This is a genomic window from Microcoleus sp. B5-D4, from assembly GCF_036705145.1.
Classification (GTDB): domain Bacteria; phylum Cyanobacteriota; class Cyanobacteriia; order Cyanobacteriales; family Microcoleaceae; genus Microcoleus.
This window is the reverse complement of sequence record NZ_JAUBTV010000006.1, coordinates 114,750-137,545: the sequence shown is the minus strand read 5'-3', so window position 1 is coordinate 137,545 and position 22,796 is coordinate 114,750. Positions and strand designations below refer to the sequence as shown.

Annotated in this window: 17 protein-coding genes; 6 read left to right on the top strand and 11 right to left on the bottom strand. The window is 43.9% G+C overall.

The window, feature by feature from the left end; all coding sequences use genetic code 11:
• The 4 genes from QUB10_RS04945 to QUB10_RS04930 all read left to right on the top strand — a co-directional run.
• Positions 1-461 (top strand): hypothetical protein (locus tag QUB10_RS04945; RefSeq protein WP_333200067.1); only part of this gene is annotated, 461 nt, incomplete at its 5' end.
• A 96-nt stretch (positions 462-557) separates the two neighbouring features.
• Positions 558-1,583: an SGNH/GDSL hydrolase family protein gene (locus tag QUB10_RS04940; protein ID WP_333200065.1), complete on the top strand. Its 1,026-nt coding sequence runs from the start codon at positions 558-560 to the stop codon at positions 1,581-1,583.
• 142 nt (positions 1,584-1,725) lie between these two features.
• Positions 1,726-3,957: a hypothetical protein gene (locus tag QUB10_RS04935; RefSeq protein ID WP_333200064.1), complete on the top strand. Its 2,232-nt coding sequence runs from the start codon at positions 1,726-1,728 to the stop codon at positions 3,955-3,957.
• Positions 3,958-3,969: 12 nt separating this feature from the next.
• The gene (locus tag QUB10_RS04930) at positions 3,970-5,802 is read left to right on the top strand and encodes a DUF6798 domain-containing protein (RefSeq protein WP_333200062.1); all 1,833 of its coding nucleotides are present in this window, start codon (positions 3,970-3,972) and stop codon (positions 5,800-5,802) included.
• A 93-nt stretch (positions 5,803-5,895) separates the two neighbouring features.
• Here QUB10_RS04930 and QUB10_RS04925 read toward each other — a convergent pair whose 3' ends face one another.
• The 4 genes from QUB10_RS04925 to rfbC all read right to left on the bottom strand — a co-directional run bounded on the left by QUB10_RS04925 (position 5,896) and on the right by rfbC (position 10,401).
• Positions 5,896-6,870: a glycosyltransferase family 2 protein gene (locus QUB10_RS04925; RefSeq protein ID WP_333200060.1), complete on the bottom strand. Its 975-nt coding sequence runs from the start codon at positions 6,868-6,870 to the stop codon at positions 5,896-5,898.
• 92 nt (positions 6,871-6,962) lie between these two features.
• On the bottom strand, positions 6,963-8,753 hold the full coding sequence (locus tag QUB10_RS04920) for a hypothetical protein (protein ID WP_333200059.1): 1,791 nt from the start codon (positions 8,751-8,753) through the stop codon (positions 6,963-6,965).
• 221 nt (positions 8,754-8,974) lie between these two features.
• Positions 8,975-9,853: a dTDP-4-dehydrorhamnose reductase gene (rfbD, locus tag QUB10_RS04915; RefSeq protein WP_333200057.1), complete on the bottom strand. Its 879-nt coding sequence runs from the start codon at positions 9,851-9,853 to the stop codon at positions 8,975-8,977.
• A 2-nt stretch (positions 9,854-9,855) separates the two neighbouring features.
• A complete protein-coding gene (gene rfbC / locus QUB10_RS04910) occupies positions 9,856-10,401 on the bottom strand; it encodes a dTDP-4-dehydrorhamnose 3,5-epimerase (protein WP_333142708.1) in 546 nt (181 codons plus the stop codon).
• A 50-nt stretch (positions 10,402-10,451) separates the two neighbouring features.
• Here rfbC and QUB10_RS04905 point away from each other — a divergent pair, with 50 nt between their 5' ends.
• Positions 10,452-11,126 (top strand): methyltransferase domain-containing protein, encoded by a 675-nt coding sequence (locus QUB10_RS04905; protein WP_333200055.1) that lies wholly within the window; start codon positions 10,452-10,454, stop codon positions 11,124-11,126.
• A gap of 62 nt (positions 11,127-11,188) precedes the next feature.
• Here the strand turns inward: QUB10_RS04905 and QUB10_RS04900 are convergent, their stop codons facing one another.
• A complete protein-coding gene (locus QUB10_RS04900) occupies positions 11,189-11,734 on the bottom strand; it encodes a Uma2 family endonuclease (RefSeq protein ID WP_333200053.1) in 546 nt (181 codons plus the stop codon).
• Positions 11,735-11,925: 191 nt separating this feature from the next.
• Here QUB10_RS04900 and QUB10_RS04895 point away from each other — a divergent pair, with 191 nt between their 5' ends.
• On the top strand, positions 11,926-12,531 hold the full coding sequence (locus QUB10_RS04895; protein WP_333256352.1) for a Uma2 family endonuclease: 606 nt from the start codon (positions 11,926-11,928) through the stop codon (positions 12,529-12,531).
• Between the two features lie 56 nt (positions 12,532-12,587).
• Here the strand turns inward: QUB10_RS04895 and QUB10_RS04890 are convergent, their stop codons facing one another.
• From QUB10_RS04890 to QUB10_RS04865, 6 genes are all read right to left on the bottom strand, one after another.
• Positions 12,588-13,652, bottom strand: a complete 1,065-nt coding sequence (locus QUB10_RS04890; RefSeq protein ID WP_333200048.1) for an NAD-dependent epimerase/dehydratase family protein — start codon at positions 13,650-13,652, stop codon at positions 12,588-12,590.
• Positions 13,645-14,406, bottom strand: coding sequence for a glycosyltransferase family 2 protein (locus QUB10_RS04885; RefSeq protein WP_333200046.1), 762 nt, complete (start codon positions 14,404-14,406; stop codon positions 13,645-13,647). Before QUB10_RS04885 ends, QUB10_RS04890 begins: the two co-directional genes overlap by 8 nt.
• Positions 14,407-14,409: 3 nt before the next feature.
• On the bottom strand, positions 14,410-16,509 hold the full coding sequence (locus QUB10_RS04880; RefSeq protein WP_333200044.1) for a hypothetical protein: 2,100 nt from the start codon (positions 16,507-16,509) through the stop codon (positions 14,410-14,412).
• Positions 16,510-16,773: 264 nt separating this feature from the next.
• Entirely contained in the window at positions 16,774-18,780 is a 2,007-nt protein-coding gene (locus QUB10_RS04875) for a chromosome partitioning protein ParA (RefSeq protein WP_333200042.1), read from the bottom strand.
• Between the two features lie 52 nt (positions 18,781-18,832).
• Complete coding sequence (locus QUB10_RS04870) at positions 18,833-21,841, bottom strand: peptidase domain-containing ABC transporter (protein WP_333200040.1); 3,009 nt, start codon at positions 21,839-21,841, stop codon at positions 18,833-18,835.
• Positions 21,842-21,973: 132 nt separating this feature from the next.
• Entirely contained in the window at positions 21,974-22,723 is a 750-nt protein-coding gene (locus QUB10_RS04865) for a peptidylprolyl isomerase (protein ID WP_333200038.1), read from the bottom strand.
• Between the last annotated feature and the right edge of the window lie 73 nt (positions 22,724-22,796).

The following is a 22,796-nucleotide window of genomic DNA, read 5'->3' as shown; positions in this document are numbered from 1 at the left end:
AAGATGTGAGTTTAAACCAATATTTTGCACTCTTCTTAAGAACGGGCAAGATGCCCGTTCCACAATCAAGTTTATTTTTTGTGGAACGGGCTTCTAGCCCGTTGCTGATATTGGTGCAAGATGTGAGTTTAAACCAATATTTTGCACTCTTCTTAAGAACGGGCAAGATGCCCGTTCCACAATCAAGTTTATTTCTTGTGGAACGGGCTTCTAGCCCGTTGCTGATATTGGTGCAAGATGTGAGTTTAAACTCAGATGTTGTACCATTCTCAAGAACGGGCAAGATGCCCGTTCCACAAAAAGTAGATTTTCTTGTGGAACGGGCTTCTAGCCCGTTGCTGATATTGGTGCAAGATGTGAGTTTAAACTCAGATGTGGCACTATTCTCGCTTAACAGGCTTTCCGGCCTGTTCCACAATCAAGTTTATTTTTTGTGGAACGGGCTTCTAGCCCGTTGCTGATATTGGTGCGCTCAATCTAATTAAATTAGATCCATGAACTAGATAATACTCGCATGGCAGTTTATTATACTTTTGCTGACGTTTCATATTATGTTAATGAGCGAAAAAAAAATTGCTAAAAATGTTGCTTTCAGATTAATAACTTATCTAATTTTTCCAGTTTTTTTATCTACCACCACGGCTGAAATCGTCTTGCGAGTTGCGGGATACAAACCCTGGCAAATAGAAAATGTTGATGTGGCCGTCGAACCAAAAGGTAACTTTTTCACCAAAGACTCGGAACTCGGCTACAAACATTTGCCCGGTAAATTCAAGGTAACACTTAACGGCAATTACTCATTTAATGCAACTCATCTCAATAATAGTCTCAGAATAACACATCCCCTCAATACTTACAATTTATCGTCAAAAAAGCCTGAAATTTGGATATTTGGCTGTTCTTTTACCTACGGTTGGTCATTGAATGACAGCGAAACTTATGCTTGGTTGTTGCAAGAGAAATTACCCAAATATGAAATAGTAAATTTTGGAGTTAACGGCTACGGCACGCTGCACTCGTTGATTCAATTTAAAGAAGCACTAAAGCAAGGAAATAAACCCAAAATAGCGGTGATTGCTTATGCGGGATTTCATGACCGCCGCAATACTCTGTTAAGGGCGAGAAGAAAGCAAATGGCTGCTTGGAATAAATTGGGTATTCTATTCCAGCCCGATGCTAGGCTGAATGGAAAAAATAATTTTACCTACAAAATGGCAAAAGTTGAATATCACGAGTTCCCGCTGATGCGGGTTTCTGCATTAAGCCATTTTTTGGATGTTAATTACAATCAATTTGAAGAGGGATTGTATAGAAGCCATGAGGTTTCTAAGGCAATTATTAAAGAATTTAACCGTGTGGCTGAGGCTAATGGTGTTAAGTTAGTTGTTGCGGGAATTAATGCCGGTTCTGCTAAGATGTTGGAGGAGTTAAGTCAGGAGGGAATTGCTACGGCCGATATTTCGGTTGATTTGAAAATACCTGCCAATAATAATTTACCTCATGACCTGCATCCAAGTGCGATCGCGAATCGGCAATATGCAGAAAAGTTGGAGGGTTTTTTGCAAGGTAGTGTTTTAAGGTAACAATCTTGGACGCGCATCAATACCAAAGAAACCGGGTTTTTACCGAAATTAAAAGTTTTGATGCAAGATATTGGCAAAAAAACCCGGTTTCTGAGTACCCGTGCGTCCAGGACTATACAATTGATTTAGGGTTGCTAGACTGATGGGATTATTTGATAGTGTTTCTTTTAAATCGCCTCGCAAGTTTCTGATTGATGGGTTTTTCTTGTTTTTAGTTGTTCTCGTAACAGTTGCAGTAACATCAATCTATGTATCCAGCGAACATACTTTTTATTGGTGGGATTACGCGGGATACAATACCGCTACAGTCAACACGGCAAATTTATTTCGAGACTCGCCAGATAAAGCATGGCGCGGAGTTATAGAATCGCTATCTAAGGAAAAAAACCTGTTAATCTGTTTGCCGTTAGTGCCGTTTATTCTCTTATTTGGCGATTCTCGGCTGAGTTACATTCTTAGCGTATCCCTGATTTATGTGCTGCCGTTTCGCCTGTTGCTGGGGGCAATTTCTGCCAAACTAATTCCAGTTTATTCCCGCCGGGTGTTTTGGTCAACGGTGCTGCTGAGTTTATTAATTCCGATGAGTTGGATACCGACTCTCCGGGGATATCTGGATACTGGCGGATGTGTGTTTGTAGCCTTGGCAATTTTGGTTTATTTGCAGGATGTTAAGCTGAAATCTTGGTGGAAAATCCCGTTAATTGGGTTTTTTCTGGCGGCGGCTATTCTGTTGCGGCGCCATTTTGCTTATAGTGCGATCGCATTTTTTGGTGCCGCGACTTTACAGGCTTTCATCGAGTTTATTATACAGTATAGCAATCCCAAGGCAGTTATCAAAATGGTTCAGGCTTTTAGCCGGGACGGGCTAGAAGCCCATCCCACAAGTCATTTAGGATTGCTATTTCAAAGTATTCAAAACAAAGGTTGGAAAAATTTGTTTGAATCCGGCATCAAATTGGTTTTGATAGCTGCAACTAGCTTGACTATTTTAATGTTGGTAGCGGGAGATTTTACTCGCAGTGCTCTGACGGTTGACTACCGCAGTTTGTATGTCGCTTGGAGTTTGCCTGTAAATGATATTTTAACTCGTTATGCGAATTTTTACGGTTTGGGTACTTGGCTGCTGGTACTGATTGGTTTTTCGGCGGGAATTCTGACTCGAATGCTGGTTCCGGCGGCGGGTATTTTTGTTTCGTTATTTGGGGTTTTGTCGCTGATTGAATGGCTGTTAGTCTTGCGTTACGGCTACTTGCACTATACAATTCATATTACACCGATCGCACTTTTGGGACTATCCACATTTTTCTGGACAACTTGGCTGACACTCAAGGGAAAAGTCCGGTATTTGATGCTGGGCGCGGCGGGTTTGTACCTGGTTTTGAATGCCGCAGTCGGGTTAATTCCTCTCAAGATTGATTTGTCAAGACTGTTTATGGCTAATTTTCCGCCGTTAGTGCGATCGGACTACGACGAAGTTGTAAAATTAGTGGAGTTTCTGCGAAAATTAGCACCGAATGAAGAACCGATTTATATTGCCGGTGCTTCTAACAGTTTTAATGCTAATATCCTCAGACAAGCCAACCGAAAATTAAACCCGCCGGAGGGTTGGTGGAAATTAAATACCATCGGGAGGCCGCAAATTGACTCGCGCGATACTTACCCGCTACCGGAGTTGTTGCAGGCACAATATGCGGTGGTTGCTGTACCTTTTCAGCAGGTGTTACCGACTGACGAACAAGTTTTGCGATCGCACGAACAAGATGTTGTTAAAGTTGTGTACGATGCCTTTACTCAAAACTGGGAAATTGCCCGCGATTTCCAATTGCTACCGGAACAGTTTAAGCTAGAAAACGGCGTGACACTCAGCGTTTACCGGAGGATGCGGCCGACTGATACAGCAACGGCAGTTAGGACTCTGGAGGCGATGCAGCGGCAAATAGTCGATCGACCAGGCACGCAGTTAGATTGGATTAGTTTGCATCAATCAATCTACACAAGTGCCAATTATTCAGTCAGTCAACAATCGGATGACCTATATAATATTGTAACTCATCCAATTAAAAACAGCAAGAAACTCGATACATCTTTTTTGTATTTAGGTTCCATCTCAGAGAAAGTAAAAGTTACCGGGAAACTCAATTTACCTAACAAACAATGTCCGGGAGTTGCCCTGCGCTTGACTTTGTGGGACAAGCAAGGTAAATTAGTAGACTCAGCAGAGATGGCTTATAGTCCAAAAAGTGCGATCGGCTTAAATCTATTAGTTGAGGGCAAACATCCCATTTATCTGCTGCTTGAGGTATTGAGTAGCAGCAAACAGGATTTAAAAAACCAATGCCAACTAGAGATTAACAATTTGGCTGTCAGTAGGTAGGTGGAACCGTCAATGCAAAAACATCAAAAATCCCACTGGTATTTTAATCTATCTCTCTATACTTTTGTCATCATCGGCTCCCTGATGGCCACTGGCTATATTTTCCCCATTGGAGGCAATTTTCCAGAAGTGCCGCCCATTCAATTTATGCTAAATCCTGAACTGTATAAAAATGACTATTACGTCCAGGAAATGGTTAAGTTTAATCCGAGATATTACTATTATTATATTATCTATTTGCTCGCCAACTTAGGAACCAGCATTCCCCTAGCGCACTTTATTTATCAATTCCTAGCCTTTGGTTCATTTATCCTCGCTTGCTACGCAATTATTAATATTTATACTAATTCCAAACTGCCTGCCGCAGCGATGGCTTTTTTATGTATAGCCGCTTCATTTACAGATGTTGGTAACACCCTGATATTTTCCACCAAATCAGTACCCAGTACCTTCGCAATGGGTTTCGCAATCTGGGGAATTTACTTTAGTTTGCGCCAAAAATGGCTGACAGGATATTTCTTTTTTGGGCTGGGTTGTTTGCTGCAATTTTTAGTGGGCTTGTTGCCGGGATTGATGATGGTTCCCGTTTTATTTATTGAATCTGTAAGACAGCGGAATTTCAAAACATTGATTTTGGCGATCGCACTTTTAGCAGCAATGGCAAGTATCGTTTACGTACCGATGTTATTAACAGGTACTACCAGCACTCACACTATCGACAACGCCCAGTTTGTCTACATTCACGCGAAAGTCCGCAACCCCCACCACATCCTCCCGTCAAATTGGGATGTCGGGAATTGGTTCAACTTTATATGTTTCATAATGGGTGGCTTGCTGTGCATCAAAAATTCCGATTTATTGCCAAAAGAAGACAAGATTAATTTTTATGTAATTGTTGGCACATCAATTTTTGCACTGTTTCTAAATTACATATTTGTAGAAATTTACCCGGTGGCTTTTATCGCCAAACTACAGTTAGCTAGAACCGTACCTTTTGCTCAATTAATTATATTTATTGCTGTTGCTTTGACGGTCGAGCAACTTTACAGAGAAAAACAAATAGCTGTTAGCTTGTTGCTGTTAGCTGTACTAACTTTGCCTTTTAGGGGTATCATTTTCTTAGGATTATCAGTTTGGCAAACAAAAAAATACGTATTTCCAAAACGATATAATATATTCTTGTGGATTATAGCAGCCGGCACGGTAATTTACAGCGTGATATATCCGGTGACTGATTCATGGGAAATAATGGGCGATCGAATAATTAGCATCCCAATCTTTTTCTCAATCCTCGCCTTCCCATTCATTTTAGAACAAACATCCCTAGCTACATCTATAAAACAGAGTTTAACTCACACCTTAGCCTTAATAACTACCGCCACCTTAGTTTGTGGAATAGCAGGAATTCTCCCCAAACCTATATTAAATGTATTTCAAACAAGAGTTAATATCAATACCGTTCCCAGAGACGACTTAAGCAAATTAGCTGTGCGATTTTCGCAAAGTAGCAGCCGCGATTCACTCGTATTAATTCCACCTTCAGTTACCAGCTTCCAGTTTTTCTCCGAAAGAGCGATTGTCGTCAATTTCAAGAACTTTCCCTTTACCGAAAAAGGCATCAAAGAATGGCAAACTCGCATGGAAACCGTTTTAGGAGTCCCCTTAAACCCGCAAATGATTTGGGGAGGAAATGACTTTTTTCTCCGCCGCAGCAGTGCAGATTTAGTCAAAGTAGCCAAAAACTATCATGCCGATTATATCCTGACTCGCAGCGATTGGCATCCAAATATTGACGGAGAAATAGTAGAGAAAGAAGGCAAATGGATACTGTTTAAAATTAGATAATACTATTCTTGAAAACATGAGATATTTATTCAGTCTGCGAAGGCAGACTTTGTTTGTATAGAAGCGGTTTCAACCGCAGAATCAGATATGTGGTTAAATATCAAAACCCGAATCATCAATAATTTCGCTAATTTGCTTGTCCACATAATCAGCATCCACATTCCGCGCCATCAACTCAGCTAAAATCCCCAAAGAAATCAACTGCACCGACAGAATTGTACACAAAATCCCAAAAAATAACAAAGGTCGATTCCCGATCGGCCCAAAATTCATCCCCGCCAAATTCAGAAACCAAATAACTATCAAATAACTCAGCGAAACAGTTCCAACCAAGCCAAAACACAATCCCAAACCCCCAAACAAATGACCCGGTTTGTGCAAATACTGCGTCGTGGCTAACACCGTCAACAAATCAATAAATCCCCGCGCATAACGTTCCCAGCCGTAATTTGATTTTCCGTGCTTTCGCGGATGATGTTCCACAACTACTTCGCCAATTTTAAACCCTAAATTGTTTGCTAAAGCTGGAATGTAGCGGTGCAATTCCCCGTACAATTTAATAGACTGCAAAACTTCTCTACGGTAAGCTTTAAAACCGCAATTCATATCGTGCATTTGCACCCCAGTCAGCAAACACGCAACGGCATTAAACAGCTTGGAAGGTAAAGTTTTAGAAAGCGGGTCGTTCCGCTGTTTTCGCCAACCTGAAACTAAATCAAATCCCGATTCTAAATGATGTAAGAATTTGGGAATTTCAGCGGGGTCATCCTGAAGGTCAGCATCGAGAGTAAAGATAATTAACCCGGCTGCATTGCGAAATCCTGCTGAAAGTGCGGCGGATTTGCCAAAGTTGCGGCGCATTTTAATCGCTTTAATTAGTTTGGGATGTTTGTTGGCTAAATCTGTGATTTCTTGCCAGGAATAATCGCGGCTACCGTCATCTATGAAAATGACTTCGTAACTGTCAATTGCTGTTTGGAACATGACAATTTGGATTTTGTCAAACAGCAATTTTATGGTGGCTTCTTCGTTGTGAACTGGGATTACGAAGCTGAGATGTTTTGGCATAGGGCTATTCTATTTCATTTGTGTTGTCAATGAGATTTTTTTATTAACCGCAGAGGGCGCAGAGGGCGCAGAGGAGGAGAAAGAGAGGTTTTTTAGTTTTTATTGATAACTTGGGAGTTTCGCAAGGCTACCCAACTTTGGCGGTTTTTAAAGGAGGCATAGGCTGTCAATAATTTATCTGTTGGTGATGTTTGAATATATCCTCTCCAAGCTGCAAATTCGTAGGAAGGGCCAAACAATTTAACTAAATCTGGGCGGGGAAATCCTGACATGGCGAAACCTCGGACGACATTTTCTTGGTTGAGAATGGCAATACATTTTACATTGTTTTCGGGGTCTCCTACCCAGCCAATTACTCTGGAGGCGGCGGGTGCGAGTTTAGTTACTGTATCAAAATATCCGGGTACTCCGTCTTTGGGCGCTGACAGTAAATTTGCGTCGATTTTTGTGTCTAATGCTGCACAAAAATTGTGTTTTTTGATGTCTCGGTTAAATGGCACTAAGTTGTTAGTTTTTAAGGCGTCGATTAACCCGACAAAAGCGGCGGGTTTGTTGCCTACGCGGTCTTTAATTAGCGTTACGTCGGTGATGCCTAATTGCAGTGATAATGCTACTAACGGCTGATAGGTTGCTCTGCGGGCGATCGCCATTGCAGTTTCGCCTCCCACCCCATACATTAAAATAATCGCGACTGTGGCGACTGCAAACAGCGGTGTCAGCCAACGCCCTTGAATTCTTGGTGTTGGCTGCAACTCGCGCACCCACAATACTGTCAGCACAATTGTGCTCATCCAAAACAAGGCTGGGAGTGTGGCGTAACGGGAAGCGGTGGCTTGTTCGACGCCAAATCCCGATCGACTAACCGCGGCCATTAACGCCGTTTGCAGCGTGTAAAGTTGGATTGATAGCCAAGGCAGCCAATCCGGGCGAGCGACCTTTTTTACAAATAGCCAATAACCCACAAAACCCGTCGTTGCAATCAAACCAATTATACCAATAATTGAAGCAACAATAATATTTTCGCTAAAAATTCCGCCGAGATAAATGGGAATATATTCGAGAGTTTTCAGCGGGTTAATTTTAGTTAAAGAAGGGTGATGAGAGGGAGTTTTATAAGTTAAAAAATAAATCCCAATCACTGCAATCGAAGCAATGAAATACAAATAAGTTATTCGCCGAGGAAACCGCAGCACAACAGCAGCAGCACACAATATCGGCCACAAAGCTAAAGGAGTGCTGTAACTAATACAGCCTAAAACGCCAAAAACAATGCTGCCAATTACCCACTTATTTTGTTTCCATCCTTCGTTACCAGGCTCTGCCTGGGAATGAAGAGCCAGAGGCTCCGCGTCCCTCTTTCTTGACAAAAGCGTCACATAGGATTGCAAACAAAATATCGAACAAATCACAAATAAATTAGCAATTATCCAGTGAACGCCACTGAATCCCCGCATCCAATTGTGAGCCGCCGCCGGAGTAAAATTAAAAATAGAAATGCAAAGGAGTAGCGAGATAAATTGCAGCGGAAAACGCCTCAAATTTAACGGCAGCAGAGCAATTAATACGTGGCACTGAATCCAAGCCAAGAACCAGGCAACTAAACACAAACCAATATTTGAACCTTGGGTGACAACTATATTCAAGCCATAAATAATTGCCGGAATCAAGACAAAATGCTCGTTCGCCCGAAATATCCAATTAAAAGGATTTGTAGACAAACCGTCTACTGAATAAAAATTCCACGTCATCCACCAATAATCAAAATTAGACAAGTCTCCCGCTTGCGATATCAAGTACAAAATATATGAAGCTGGTATTAGAATGCCGAGAACTGATGCGGCAATTAAAATATATTGTTGCTTGATTTTCATGGATTCAGACATGGGGTATTTTTAATTAATGGGGCAGGTTTAGCGATGCACTCCCGACAAAGAAACCGGGTTTTTTATTTAATCTCTAGGCTACAGCGAAGGATTTTCGTAAAAAACCCGGTTTCTGGCCACCTGTGGATAAGTCCTATTGTCCTGAATCCCTAAATTTTAGACTAAAGTTCAAACTCCCAGATTCAATGCTGCAAGTAAATCTAAAATCTAAAATCTAAAATCTAAAATCGACTGACTTCTCTTGCCAGCATTTGTCTGAGCCCTTGCCGCCAGTGGGGAGGATACGTGCCTAGAAGTGCTGATATTTTTACCGTAGAGAGGACAGAAAAAGCCGGACGTTTTGCGGGTGTCGGATATTCGGCGGTGGTGATGGGAATTACGCGCTGAACTTTTAGGGGTAAGCCGAGTTGTGCTGCTTCCTCAAAAATGGCGATCGCAAAATCGTACCAACTACAAACACCGCTGTTAGTGTACTGATAAGTCCCAAAACTTTCTGGCCCAAGGAGAGGAATAATTTGCGAAGTCGCCGCACTTAAATCGCCCGTCCAAGTAGGGCTTCCGATCTGATCTGCTACTACTCGAATTTCTTCCCTTTCCTTTCCCAACCTCAGCATGGTTTTGACAAAATTACCTTTGCCACCATTGCCGTAAACCCACGCGGTTCTAATAATAATATGTCGGTTTCCCGCTTGCCGAATTGCTTCCTCGCCTGCTAATTTAGATTTGCCGTAACTTCCTAGCGGGTTAGTAGAATCTGTTTCCAGATAAGGAGAACCGTGGCTGCCGTCAAATACATAATCAGTGGAAAAGTGAATCAAACTTGCTCCCAGTTTTTCGCATTCTTCTGCGAGAATTCCGGGTGCAATACCGTTGATGGCGTTTGCTAATTCCGGTTCGCTTTCTGCTTTGTCTACCGCAGTGTAAGCACCCCCATTGACGACTAAATCCGGTTGAATTTCAGCCATTGCTTGACGGATGCTTTCCGGTTGGGATAAGTCGAGGCGAGTGCGATCGACCGCAATAACCTCTCCCGAAGATAATAAAATCGGCTGCAATTCTTGAGCTAGCTGTCCGCTGCCGCCTGCGAGTAAAATTTTCATAATCAAAACACTTGAGCTGTTTTCAACGTTTGTCCAGCTTGGTCTTTAGCTGATAAGATTGGTTGGGCACCATCTAGCGGCCAGTCGATCGCCAAATCCGGGTCATTCCACAGGATACACCGCTCGTGTGCCGGTGCATAATAATCTGTAGTTTTGTACAAAACTTCAGCAGTCTGGGAAACCACTAAAAAACCGTGAGCAAATCCCGCCGGCACCCAAAATTGCCGTTTATTTTCTGCACTCAGCAAACACCCCACCCACTTTCCAAAATTCGGCGAACTTTGTCTAATATCCACCGCTACATCAAATATTTCGCCAGCAACTACCCGTAGCAATTTGCCTTGAGGCTGCTGCAGTTGGTAGTGCAAACCGCGCAGCACATTTTTAGAGGATTTGGAATGATTGTCTTGCACAAATTCGGCCGTCACGCCTGTTTTTTCGACAAAAGCTTTGTGATTGAAACTCTCAAAAAAGAAACCGCGATCGTCTCCGAAAATTTTCGGCTCAATAATCAGAACTTCCGGTATTTCAGTAGATATAACATTCATAGTTGGCTGTATCGCGTGATAAACTCATACTCAGTCTAGGCTATTTTACTATGAAAACTGACACATATCTCAAAAAGTTGTATGCCAACCGATTTGATTCCCGACAACTGCAAGCCAAGGTGGCACTCTGGAAAGTTTTAATTGACGAATTTTTACAATATTATGTTCCTCCCGAATCAGCAGTTTTAGATATTGGCGGCGGTTACTGCGAGTTTATCAATCAAATTCGGGCTAAAAAAAAATATCTAATTGATCTTAATCCCGATTCAAAGTTATTTGCTAATGCTGATGTAAATGTGGTTAATATTGATGTGTTTAATTTGGAAGATTACACATCTTTTACCGAACAGTTCGATAGTATTTTTATATCAAATTTTTTTGAACACCTCCGCAACAAAGAGGAACTTGTAGAAATTATCTCTTTTTGCTTCGAGGCCCTCAAGCCTAGCGGTTCTCTATTGGTAATTCAGCCTAATTTTAAATATTCCTACAAGGAATACTACGATTTTATCGACCATCAATTACCGATAACGCATTTATCGCTGCAAGAGCTTTTACAAACTGTCGGGTTTGAAATTGACCTGATTGTACCGAGATTTTTACCCTTTTCGACGAAAGGCAGACCGGCCTCGCCCTTGCTGTTAAAAATTTACTTGAAATTGCCTTTTTTGTGGCGTTTTTTGGGAGGGCAAATGTTTGTTAAAGCAGCGAAACCAAACAATTGAGTATCTTCCTCAATATCGACACTTGCCGTCGGAGGCTGAAAATGAGAATGTAGGGAAAGCGCTCATTTTAATAACTCATCTACTGGAATGCTAAAACCCGGTAAAACAATTTGAGTGGTAACAGATTCCCCAGCAATAAAGATGCTTCTGCTTTGTTTTGTTACTACAATAATCCATTGGTTTTCAGGATATACCAGCCAAACTTCCTCACTTCCCGATTCTAAATATTCTGTAGCTTTAGCAATTACATCTTCCGCCAAATCTGTTGGCGAAACAATTTCAGCACATAGAGGAAAACTTTGCGGCAGCACTTTGAGATTGCCAAATTGTGCTGCTAATTCCGGGGGAAGGTAGGCAACATCAGGATAGCGCCCCTGCTTGTTTGTGCGGCAGGGAACATCGGTATAAACTTTTCCTCCCTGTCCGCTGGAGTCTTTGTAGTTTCTCCAACAAAAGTAAAGATTTCCCTGTACTTCGCTATGCTTGAGAGTCATGCCATTTTTCTCCAATAATTCGCCATCAACCCACTCTTGCAGATCCGGTGGACTTTCCATCCATGCTTCTAGAGAATAGACTTTCGATGGGGCAACAACTGTAGAAGTTATCATGTTTTTGCGTCGGGGCGGGGAACTTTTTTTCTATGATACCAGATGCGATCGACCTTTGGTTGACAAAAGGCCGATCGCACTTTGTAGATGGCACTTTTAAGTGTTATCATAAAAGTTACAAAGTATCCCGCATTTCGGGCTTAGCCCAATTAGGATGAATCTGCCATTAAAGCATCACTTTGAGGACAAAAATGATGACACAAACTCAATCATCCGCCGCCCTTGCACTCAATATTCCACTAACACTAACACTCACCGTTACCCGCGAACAGTTCGTTGAATTGACCATCGCCAATCGAGAGTTACAATTAGAACGCACAGCAACAGGAGAATTAATCGTGAACCCACCAACCGGAGGCGAAACAGGATATCGAAATCTGGATATAGAAGGGCAACTCTGGCTGTGGAATCGGCGGACTAGACTCGGTAAAGCATTTAATTCTTCTACTGGTTTTCACCTGCCAAATGGGGCAGATCGCTCTCCTGATGCGTCTTGGGTGCGTCAAGAAAGGTGGGACGCACTCACCCCAGAACAAAAAGAAGGCTTTCTTCCCTTAAGTCCTGATTTTGTGGTAGAACTTCGTTCTAAAAGTGACAATATGAAGCCACTGCGAGAGAAAATGAAAGAATACATGGAAAACCAGGTTCGTTTAGGTTGGTTGATAGATAGGAAAAACAGAAAAGTGGAGATTTACAGGCAAAGTCAAGATGTAGAAGTGCTGGAAAATCCTGAAACTTTGTCGGGTGAAGATGTGTTGCCGGGGTTTGTTTTGGATTTGACAGAAGTTTGGGGATGAAGGCTATTATTGCGGCACAGGCGTCTGGCCAGCGTGCATCTGTAGTTAAAAGATCCCTACAAAATCGAACTTAAAACCACCTCATTAGCAGCAATCCAATTATAAATATCCTGCAAAGCTGCTTCCGGCCCAATAACAGGCCGCCATCCTGTTTTCTCCATCACCCTAGAAGAATCAGTAATAAAAATCGGAATATCCCCCGCGCGTTCCTCCAAAACAGGAGGAATCGGAATCGATTTCCCCGTAATCTTTTGACACAAATCAGTTGTCTCAACCAAAGAAAGACTGTTGCTCAAACCGCCGCCAACATTAAAAACTTCGCCGTCAAATTCCGCAAAATGTTCTAATTGATAATTAACTAACCTCAACAAATCTTCAACGTGCAGCAAATCCCTAACTTGCTTCCCGCTGCCGCCAAAACCGATATAACTCAGCGACTTTTGAAAATAGTGAGCCGCCACCCACAAACCGCAAACTCCCTGATCTACTTTACCCATTTGCCAAGCACCGGTAATTAACCCGCAACGGTTAATAATTGCCGGCACATTGTATGCTTCCCTGTATTCCTCAATCAGCAATTCCGAAGCTAATTTAGTTGCTCCGTAAAGCGAACGGTGTCCTTTTAATGGGAAGTCTTCTGATATGCCCAACTCAGATATACCGGGTAAAGTTTGCTCAGGGGCGATCGCAAATCTATTCGGCAATTCCAACAGTTTAACAGACTTGACACTGGCGATCGGATAAACCCGACTCGTAGACAAAAACAGCAAACTCGCACCCGTTTGTCTCGCCAACTCCAAAACATTTACAGTGCCCAGTAAATTCGTCTGCAAAACGTACTGAGGCGAACTAAAACCAGCCAGCACAGAAGGCTCCGCAGCACAATCTATAATGCAGTCAGCATTGAGTGCAACTGGATCTAAATCCGCCGCTGTGCGAATATCCCCGTAAACAAACTGAATCCCGCAACTTTTAAGCCGAGGCAGATTCAATTCCGAGCCCCGGCGACGCAGGTTATCTAAACAAATTATTTGCCATTCTGGGTGCAGTTTCTTCAGGCCAATTGCCAAACAACTGCCGATAAAACCCGCACCACCAACAATTAAAATTCTCTCAGGCATTCACTTTTAATTTTGCTATCTTTCTAGTCCGGTGGTAGTCGCCGCGAGACAGATGTTTTTCGAGCCAGACATACAAGACAATAAACAAATATCGACTGCCCATCTCTTTGATTTTCAGCTTAGAAATACCAGCAGTCCGATTGTACCACCTGAGAGGAATCACCGTATAGGAAAAACCCCGAACAATTGCTTTTAAAGGCAGTTCCACTGTCAAATTAAAATGATGGCTCAAAATTGGTTGTACGCCTTCAATTACTTCTCGGCGGTAAATTTTAAAAGCATTGGTGACATCGCTGTACCGCAAGCCGAAAATACTTTTGACAAACCAGTTTGCTAAGCGGTTAATTGCTAACTTGTGAATTGGATAATCAACTATAACACCACCTTTGATAAAGCGGGAACCGAAAACGCAATCATATCCTTCTTGCAACTTGCGGTATCCTGCTACCAAATCCATCGGATCGTCGGAAGCATCCGCCATCACAATTGCCGCAGCATCTCCGTCAAATTCCGCCAATCCCCGGCGCACAGCAAATCCGAAACCGTTGGGAGGTTGATTGTTGATGTATCTAACTGTGGGAAAAGTCTCTGACAACTCCTGGCAAATATCAATTGTTCGATCGACACTGTTGTCATTCACAATCAAAATTTCGTGCGGAATGCCTTCTAATTCGAGCATCTGGGCGATCGCCCGCACAGTACCGTACAAACAGCCCTCCTCATTGTGAGCTGGTATAATCACAGAAATTTTCACTCCTCATCCTCCGCGCAACTGGACAAACTGGTTGTCAACAGGATTATACACCCAAGCTTTAATTTCAGTTTGGGCGATCGGCAAATTATTATCCGACAAATCAACAGCCCACCTGGCATTATTGTATAACTCAGATTTTAAACTCTCAGCAATGTCGGGACTGTCCAAATTTACATAAGCGTTAGCAAAAAAAGATTGTTTATCGCCGACAGATAGCAGTACAATATTCGGCTGTTTCAATTTTTCTGGCAAAACCGCCCAACCAGCAGCCTTGACAGCATCATTTTGCTTAACAGTCAAGGATTTATCGCTAGTTTGAGGTTTGTCTAAATAACCGTAAACTTTCTCGGTATTAGAAATAAACTCTACATTTTTCGCGAACTTTATCCAACCTATTTTGTCGATTATTGCAGCGCCTTCTCTCACCAGCCAAGTTTTTTTGCTCAGCACCCTCAAACAGCTTTCCTGCGAATTTTTGAAAAAATCCGAGGGTTCCAGATAGTTAATTAAGTGCAAACAATCTTGAGCACCTTGTTTGTAAATAAGTGCCGATCTAGATTGGGCGATCGCCTGTTGAGAGTTAACAATAATTGTAGCAATTAACAGCCCTGCAACTACCCGATAAATAAATTTATAATTACGTCTTAACGTTGCTTTTGTTTCTTGATAATTACCTCTAACAAACAATTGCCCTAGCTGAACCACAGCAATTAATAGCAAAATAGAATTAGTCGTATATCTAGACGATTCTAGCGCCTGAATTGCCCCAAATTCAGCCCTTCCCGCCGTAATAAACAGAGCCGATAAAACCGAAAAAAAACCTATTGACAGCCAAGGTAAAGCCTGATATGGCACTCCTAAATCAATATTGGAATGAGTATCTTGCCGTAATCCTAAATGAATTGTGGGATGGGCATCTTGCCCGTCCAGCGTCGCAGCCTGAACCACGTTCATAACTGAGTTGGGATTGCTATAGCTTTCAGCAATATCATTCCTATCTGTCATTGCCTGGGGCGAAGGAATCGCAGGGGCGGGAGATAGCTTCGCAGGGTTCCCAATGACAAAGAAATAGAATACCAAAAATAAGAAACTTGCAACTATTAGCAATCCAACTAATGCTGAAATTCCAGGCGATCGCACAATTGGCGAACCCAGCAAACTTAAAAAGTAATCAATCACCACAAACGGCTTATTCAACAATGAAATAATACTTGTTTTCCGACTGGGATGATAATCAATTGAGTAAACAGCACAAGTTGTCGCAAACAGCAGCATCCAGACAATAAGTCTTTTTCTTTTCTGCGCCGCATTTCCTTCTACAGCCACCACAGCCGGAATTGCAGCCAACCAAGAAAGCAAGCCTTGCGCCAGGGAAAAACTGGCAATAAAGCAGAATCCAGCCGCAATCGATATTTGAATATCGTAGGGACACGACAGTGCCGTGTCCCTACTCTGTTCGATCTGAGGTGTTGCATCATTCTCCAGAACGGGCAAGATGCCCGTCCCACAAAAATTCAATCTTCTTGTGGAACGGGCATCTTGCCCGTTCCTAAATAGCTTATTAATCGTGGTGCAACATCTCTGTTTCATCCGATTAAAAACCGCTATATTAGGCAATAATTTGTGAGGTGAAACCAGCGCATAAACCGCAGCGACAAAACACAAATTTACGAAAAACCACGCTAATTGAAATCCCCAAAGCCAGTTTTCGTACTGAACTAGAGAGAAAAGCAAAATACAAGTTAAAATATTAGCTAAAGGCCACAAATCATCCGCGATCTTCTTAACTTGCATCGAGGATAATTTATACATAGCGATAAAAGTTATCGCAGCCAAACCTATGCTGAGACACAACTGATAATTAATATTCCATCGGGAAGCAAAAGCCAGCACCGCAATAATTATTTTAGGGAAAAGTATACGGTGGTTGCTGTGCAAAGCCCAAAAATCGTTAAAAGTTACATTTCCCGCAGCTATTTTTTCAAAAAGGCTAGCTAACCTCCACTCGTCATCAACGGGAACGTTAACGCTAAAATTCGCTACAAATCCGATTAATAAGAGGACAGGAATTAGATATAAAGTAAATAATATGATTTTTTTCATTAATATCCAATCCGGTAGCATCGGAATTGTAAAATCTAGTCATATCATGTCCGATCGATTAACCATAATATCCCGGTCGGGGCGGGTTTTTGAGAGTGTCAATTATTCGCAAGTATTGTTGCTGAACTCGCCCCTACAAAAATCGCGATCGCTCGAACGGACATGATATCATCAGCTTTTCGACTGACAATCAACCGTCAACCATCAACAGTAAACCGTCAACAGTAAACCGTCAACAGTAAACCGTCAACCGTCAACTGTTCGCTACTTAATAGTCTTGAACGTATCCATTTTCCCAGTAAATCGGTTGATAAACATCTGCAAAACACTCCGCTTGCCAATATTGATATTAGAACTCACGGACATTCCCGACTGCAAGTTCACCTCCACTTCATTTGCCTTGCCCTTGTTCAAAACGAACTTCTGATTTTTGAGCTTAATTTTGGTTTTGAAAGCGTAGTATTTCCGCAGTTCAGTAGGAGGCTCTGCATCGCTGCTAATCTCTATCACTTCACCCTCAGCAGTACCAAACTCCAGCGCCGGGAAAGCTTCTACATTCACTTCCACAGGCACGCATTGGTATTTCGTTAAACCCAGTTTCTCTCTGTTAACTTCCTTCTCTGGACAAACGCAACTTTTACCTATTTCGCAGTCAACCTTTTCTCCGTCTAATTGCTTGCCGTGATACTGCTCCAATTTTGCCCGCTTCTGTCTCAAAGCATCCAATACCAGAGCCACATTGCTGTTTTCCAGGTAAACCACTGCTTGCAGACCGTTGTCGTCATCCAAAACCTTGAGCAGCTTTTCAGTTTGCTGCGCTTCGTAATAAGCTTCTTCGCAGCGTGCTGGGCGCGGTTCGCCCGGTTTCACCACCGAATTAATAATGGATTGGCATATCGGATCTTTCGCCATATCCAACTTAGCTTTCTCCTTGGTAGAAGGCTTCAAATCAAAGATTACACCCGATACGGGAGCTTTCATCACTTGAGTGTCGCGGTTTTGTTGAGCCTTTTCTAGCTGAGCGTTCACCTCGGACAACTTTTTCAGGTTTTCCACTTTGAAGCGGCTTAGTTGAGAATCGCTGCTGGCAATTTGTTTCTCGTTTTCAGCAATTTTGGTATAAAGTTCTTTCGCCCAGGTATCCTTGGTGTTTTTTAACTGTTCTTGGGCGCGGGCGATGGACTCCTGAATGCGTGCTTGCTCTCCTTGCTGGCGCTGTATGTCAGCACTAATTTTTTGGATGTCACCTTGACGCGCGTTAATTTCGCCTCGGCGCGTATTGATTTCACCGAGGCGCGTGTTAATTTCGCCTTTGCGAGAGTTGATTTCACCTTCGCGCTGCTTGATTTGATCTTGCTGTTTGAGAACGTCGCTTTGGCCTCTGAAAACATCTTGCTCTTGACGTTCTTTTTGCAGTTCAGCGATGGCTCCTTCCTCCACAAGGGGGGCGAGTCTGCCTAGAATGTTTTGGTTCGACTTCAATACTTGTTGGGATTTCGCTAACTGTTCTTGGGCCAAATCTCTCTGAGCCAGGGCTGATTTTACTTGCTCTTGCGAAGAACTTAACTGCTGCTGAGCATAATTTAATTGGTTCTGGGCAAAACCCAATTGTTGCTGTGCCACTGTCATTTGATCGCCGGCGGCTTTCTCAGCATCCTGAGCTTGCTTCAGTTGTTTTTCCAACTCCTGAACTTGGCCTTGAGCAGCAGCTACGCGAGACAGAAATTCCGATCGATAATTAACATAAAGTCCTTGCTGAGCAGCATCAAAATTTCCGCTTGCTCCCCTGTTGAGGTACAGCTCGTCAATCAAAGCTTGCAGCACTTGATTTTGTGCCGTGAGGCTCTGTCTGTCCCTGATTGTTGATTCTAGATTAGAAGGAACAGGGCCTTGAATTTTGCCGCTGACAACATCTTCATAAAATTTATTTTCCTTTTCCAGAGCTTCTTTAGTTTTCTGTATCGATGTTAAATCGGCACTGGGTGCAAGGGGGTTGAAAGTGAGCAGAGGCTGGTTCTTTTCCACACGATCGCCATTTTCAACGTGAAGTCTCACCACAGCGCCCGTAGCAGGTGCTTGGATGTCTCTAGCACCATCTTTGAGCTCCAATTGGCCCACAGCGGGGACAGCTTGCTCTACGCTAGCAAAATAAGCCCACACTACAGCAGAAGTGGTCATCAGCATGATCATCCACAAAAACAAGTGCGACCAAATCGCTGGTTTTTCGAGAATGACTGGTTGCTCAGAAAGTATTAACGATTTCATAGCCATTTGTTAGTTCTCAGTTGTTAAGCGTTAGTGATCAGTTGTGAGTTGTTAGATATCAGGTATTCGATGACTCTTGTTGTTGGAAGAGGCAGTAGTAACGCCCTTTAAGAGCCATTAATTCTTTATGAGTTCCCCGCTCGACTACAGAGCCTTGATCCATCATAATAATTACATCAGCGTTTTGGATGGTAGTCAGGCGGTGAGTAATGAAAAACACCGTGCGGCCAGCAAAAGCTTCTGCTAAGTTATTGCAAACTTGGCGTTCGGAATGGTAGTCGAGGGCGCTTGTAGCTTCGTCCAAAATCAGCAGTTTCGGGTTTTGCAAAATCGTCCGGGCGATCGCCAAACGCTGCCTTTGACCCCCAGAAAGCGACGAACCCCGCTCTCCGACTATCGTATTGTAGCCAGCAGGCAAGCCCATAATAAAATCGTGAGCTACCGCTAATTTTGCTGCTCGCACAATCTCATCCGTACTCGCATCGGGATTGCTCAGAGCAATATTTTCCTGTACCGAGCAGTTAAACAGCAAAGTATCTTGCAGCACCACCCCAAGTTGGCTGCGGAGCGAATATAATTCCACCTTGGCAATGTCATAGCCGTCAATAAAAATCCGGCCCGACAACGGCGGATAAAGACGCTGCAACAGCTTCATCGCCGTACTTTTACCGGAACCGCTTCCCCCCACAATTCCCACAAAACTCCCAGGGGGAAATTCCAAATTAACATTAGCCAATTGCAGTGCGCCGCTCTCCAGAAATCGGAAGGAAACCTCCTCATAGGTAACCTGCCCTTGAATTGCCGGCAGCGGGATATTGCTCCGGTCTTCATCGCTGGTTTCCGTCGGCGTATCGACCACATCCTTAAGCATATCGATCGACATCGAGACTTCTTGGAAACTCTGCCAGACGCTCACAAAACGCAGCAGCGAACCAGTCACGTTCCCGGAAATAATTCGGAAAGCAATCAACTGACCCAAAGTAATCTCATTTCCCAGTACCAAATAAGCTCCCACCCACAACTGAGCTAAGTTACCCACCTGGTTTAAAAAGCCGCTAATCGTACCGGCAGTAGTCCCCGTGATAATTGTTTTAAAACTGGCTGTAATGTATTTTGCGTAGCGGCTCGACCACTCCCATCGGGATTTCAATTCAATATTTTGAGCCTTAACAGTTTGAATCCCGCTGACTACTTCCACTAAATAAGATTGAGAGTCAGCAAAACGCATATTTCTCTGTTTTATCAGGCGCAGCACCAGCGGATTGATTAGAACAATCATCAGCCCCAGTATCGGTACCACTGCCAAAGATACTGCCGTTAGCTGCACACTGTAGGAGAGCATCACGGCGACGTAAACCACCGAAAATACCGCATCAAGAACCACTGTCAGAGCTGTACTCGTCATGAATTCCCGAATCTGGCCCATCATGCTGAATTTGTAAACCAGATCTCCGACGCGCCGATTGTCAAAGTAATTCTGGGGCAGCCGGAGCAAGTGGTCGATTACCTCCGCACTCAATTTGACATCGATGCGGTTTGAGGTATCTATAAACAAAAAGGTACGCAAACCGTTGAGCAGTCCTTCAAACAGGGCAACACCTAACAGAAACGCCCCCAAAATATCCAAGGTGTCAATGCTGCGCTGACCTAATACTTTATCAATAATTACTTGGCTGATTAATGGGTTGGCAAGACCAAATAACTGTACAAAAAACGAAGCGAGCAACACCTCAAAAAACACTGTCTTGTGTTCCATCAGTGCGGGCACAAACCACCAGAAGCTGAACTGCTCTTTTTGTTCAACTTGCGGAGCTTGCAGCAGCAGGACTTCTCCTGATTCTCCCCAGATTTCTTTAAACTGAGGTATCCGCTTCCGCATTAACCCTTTTTCGGGTGTCGCCAGCACTAATTCTTGCTCGGTAATGCTGTAAATAATGGCAAAGCTGGTTTCCCATTTAATCATTACGGGCGCTTTGATGCGGTTGATGGCTTCTGCAGGCACTTGCGCCAATTGGGGCGTGAGGCCGATGCTTTGGGCGATCGCCCCGCAGGCTTGCATACTGATAGAACCGGCGGTTTTTAACTGATTTTCTAGAACTTTGCGGATGATATCTCGACGAAACTTGAGGCCGAAATACTTGCTCAACATCTGGAAGCAAGCAAGCGGGGCCTCAATCTGCCCTTTGGCGCGGAAAACTGGGTATCTCCCGGCATCCTTTGGTTGGTCGGTTTTGGGTTCTGGGGGACGATCTGGGGCGTCTATAACCGCGATCGAGGTTCCGTTGGGCGGATTCTGCCCAGAGCCTCCTGTCTCTGTCGTGCCATTTAATGAGTCTGTTTCGGGTTGGGGTTCGGGGGGTTCCCGGAAGCCGACCAAGCGAGCGCCGAGGCGGCCTTCTACTTTTAAGGATTTGGCTGCGTTTTCCACAGAGAAGCGGCTGCCGGTGGGAAAGTCGCCCAAGACGCCGCTGCTGACGAGCCAAATTCGATCGGCATCTAGCTCTTTGGCGATGTCTTGAGTTTTTTTGTTGCCGTTTGGTACGTTGACAACTGTCGCATCTTGCCAAGCTTGCAGGGTGAGTTCCTTGAGATTGGAAGTGCCGTCGGCTTGGCGTTGCAATTCCAGGCTCAACAGTTCAAATACTTCGCTCAAGGAACAGTGTTCGCGAAAGGCTTCTCCAAAGGTCGGCTGTTTTTCCAGTACGCTCAGGAAATCTTCGGCGGGTAGGACGATCGCGATCACATCTGTAGAGGCGATCGCCGTTTCGCAGGGAACTCCCCTGAGCAAGCCAGCCCAGCCCAGGATTTCCTTCGACTGCACCAACCGTAAACTTACGTGGCGCTGCGAGCGCTGGTCAAAGCCCAGCAGCCGCGCCTGGCCTTGATAGATAATTGCCACCTGAGTCGGCATTTTTTCCCGTTCAAACAGGGGTTGCCCCGTCCGGTAGCCAAGGAGTTGGCATTTAGCCACCAAGGCTGTCAGAGCCGTCTCTGACAGTCGGTCAAAGGGAGGTGTTTGAGCTAGGAAATCCTGAATTTGGGAGAGGGAAACAGCGGAAGAAGTCATCCAATTTTAGATTTTAGATTTTAGATTTTAGATTGAATCCACAGATGAATCCAGGGGGTTTTTGTCAGGATGCTACGCTTTTTCAAGTCTCCACGGATAAATCCGGGGGCCCCTGACCCAATTGCTTGATTGTCATGAAATTGAAGACACAGAGGAGAGGGGCTGTAGCGGGCCTATTTGCGATATCTGTTCGGCGAGCCAGCTTTCAAAGAGTTCGTTAATCAAGTGCAGCCGCATCGATTCATCGAGTTGGGCCGGCATGAACTTTTCTAGTCGAATAATTACCATCCATTCTGCCAGAGGACGCGGCGTCCAGAGTTGATTTGGCTGGCTGACGGACAAAAGTTTGCTGATTGCCGGGTGGGGCTGGCTGAGGGGTACTGGACCCAACAAGCCACCTGACTTGGACTCCGGCCCTTCGGAATAGTCGCGGGCCACTTCAGCAAAGGTTTGTTCCCCTTCGAGGATGCGAAAGTAAAGTTCGTTTGCCAGTGCTGGATTTTTGGTGCGTACCAGGGAATAAACTACGTGGTCTAGGCTGGCTTTGCGGGTTAAAAAATAATTATCTACTTTAGGTCTCCAAGTGGCTTGCTTAAATTTTTCGATCAGCAAGGGCCTAACGGCCATCTCTTGAAGTTCTTCTTCCGTCATATTTTGGCCGCGCAGCCAAGCTTCTTTGGCTTCCGGGGCTGTCAGTTGGTGTTGTGCCAGAAAGTTCTCCACGGCGGATTTTCGTTCTTCGTCGCTGCAAGTAAAGGATGCGATCGCTTGGTCTACTATTACACCCCGCAAGAATTGTGGCATCAACTGATACCGCTTCAGGAGCGATGGCATATCCTGAGCTTGCAGTAATTTATCGCCTATTTGAAAAAGTCCTGTCATTTTTTTATCTCCAACTGACTTGCGCTTCCCCTTTTAATTTAGCTGTGGCAGGAAAAGAGCGACAACCACTAAC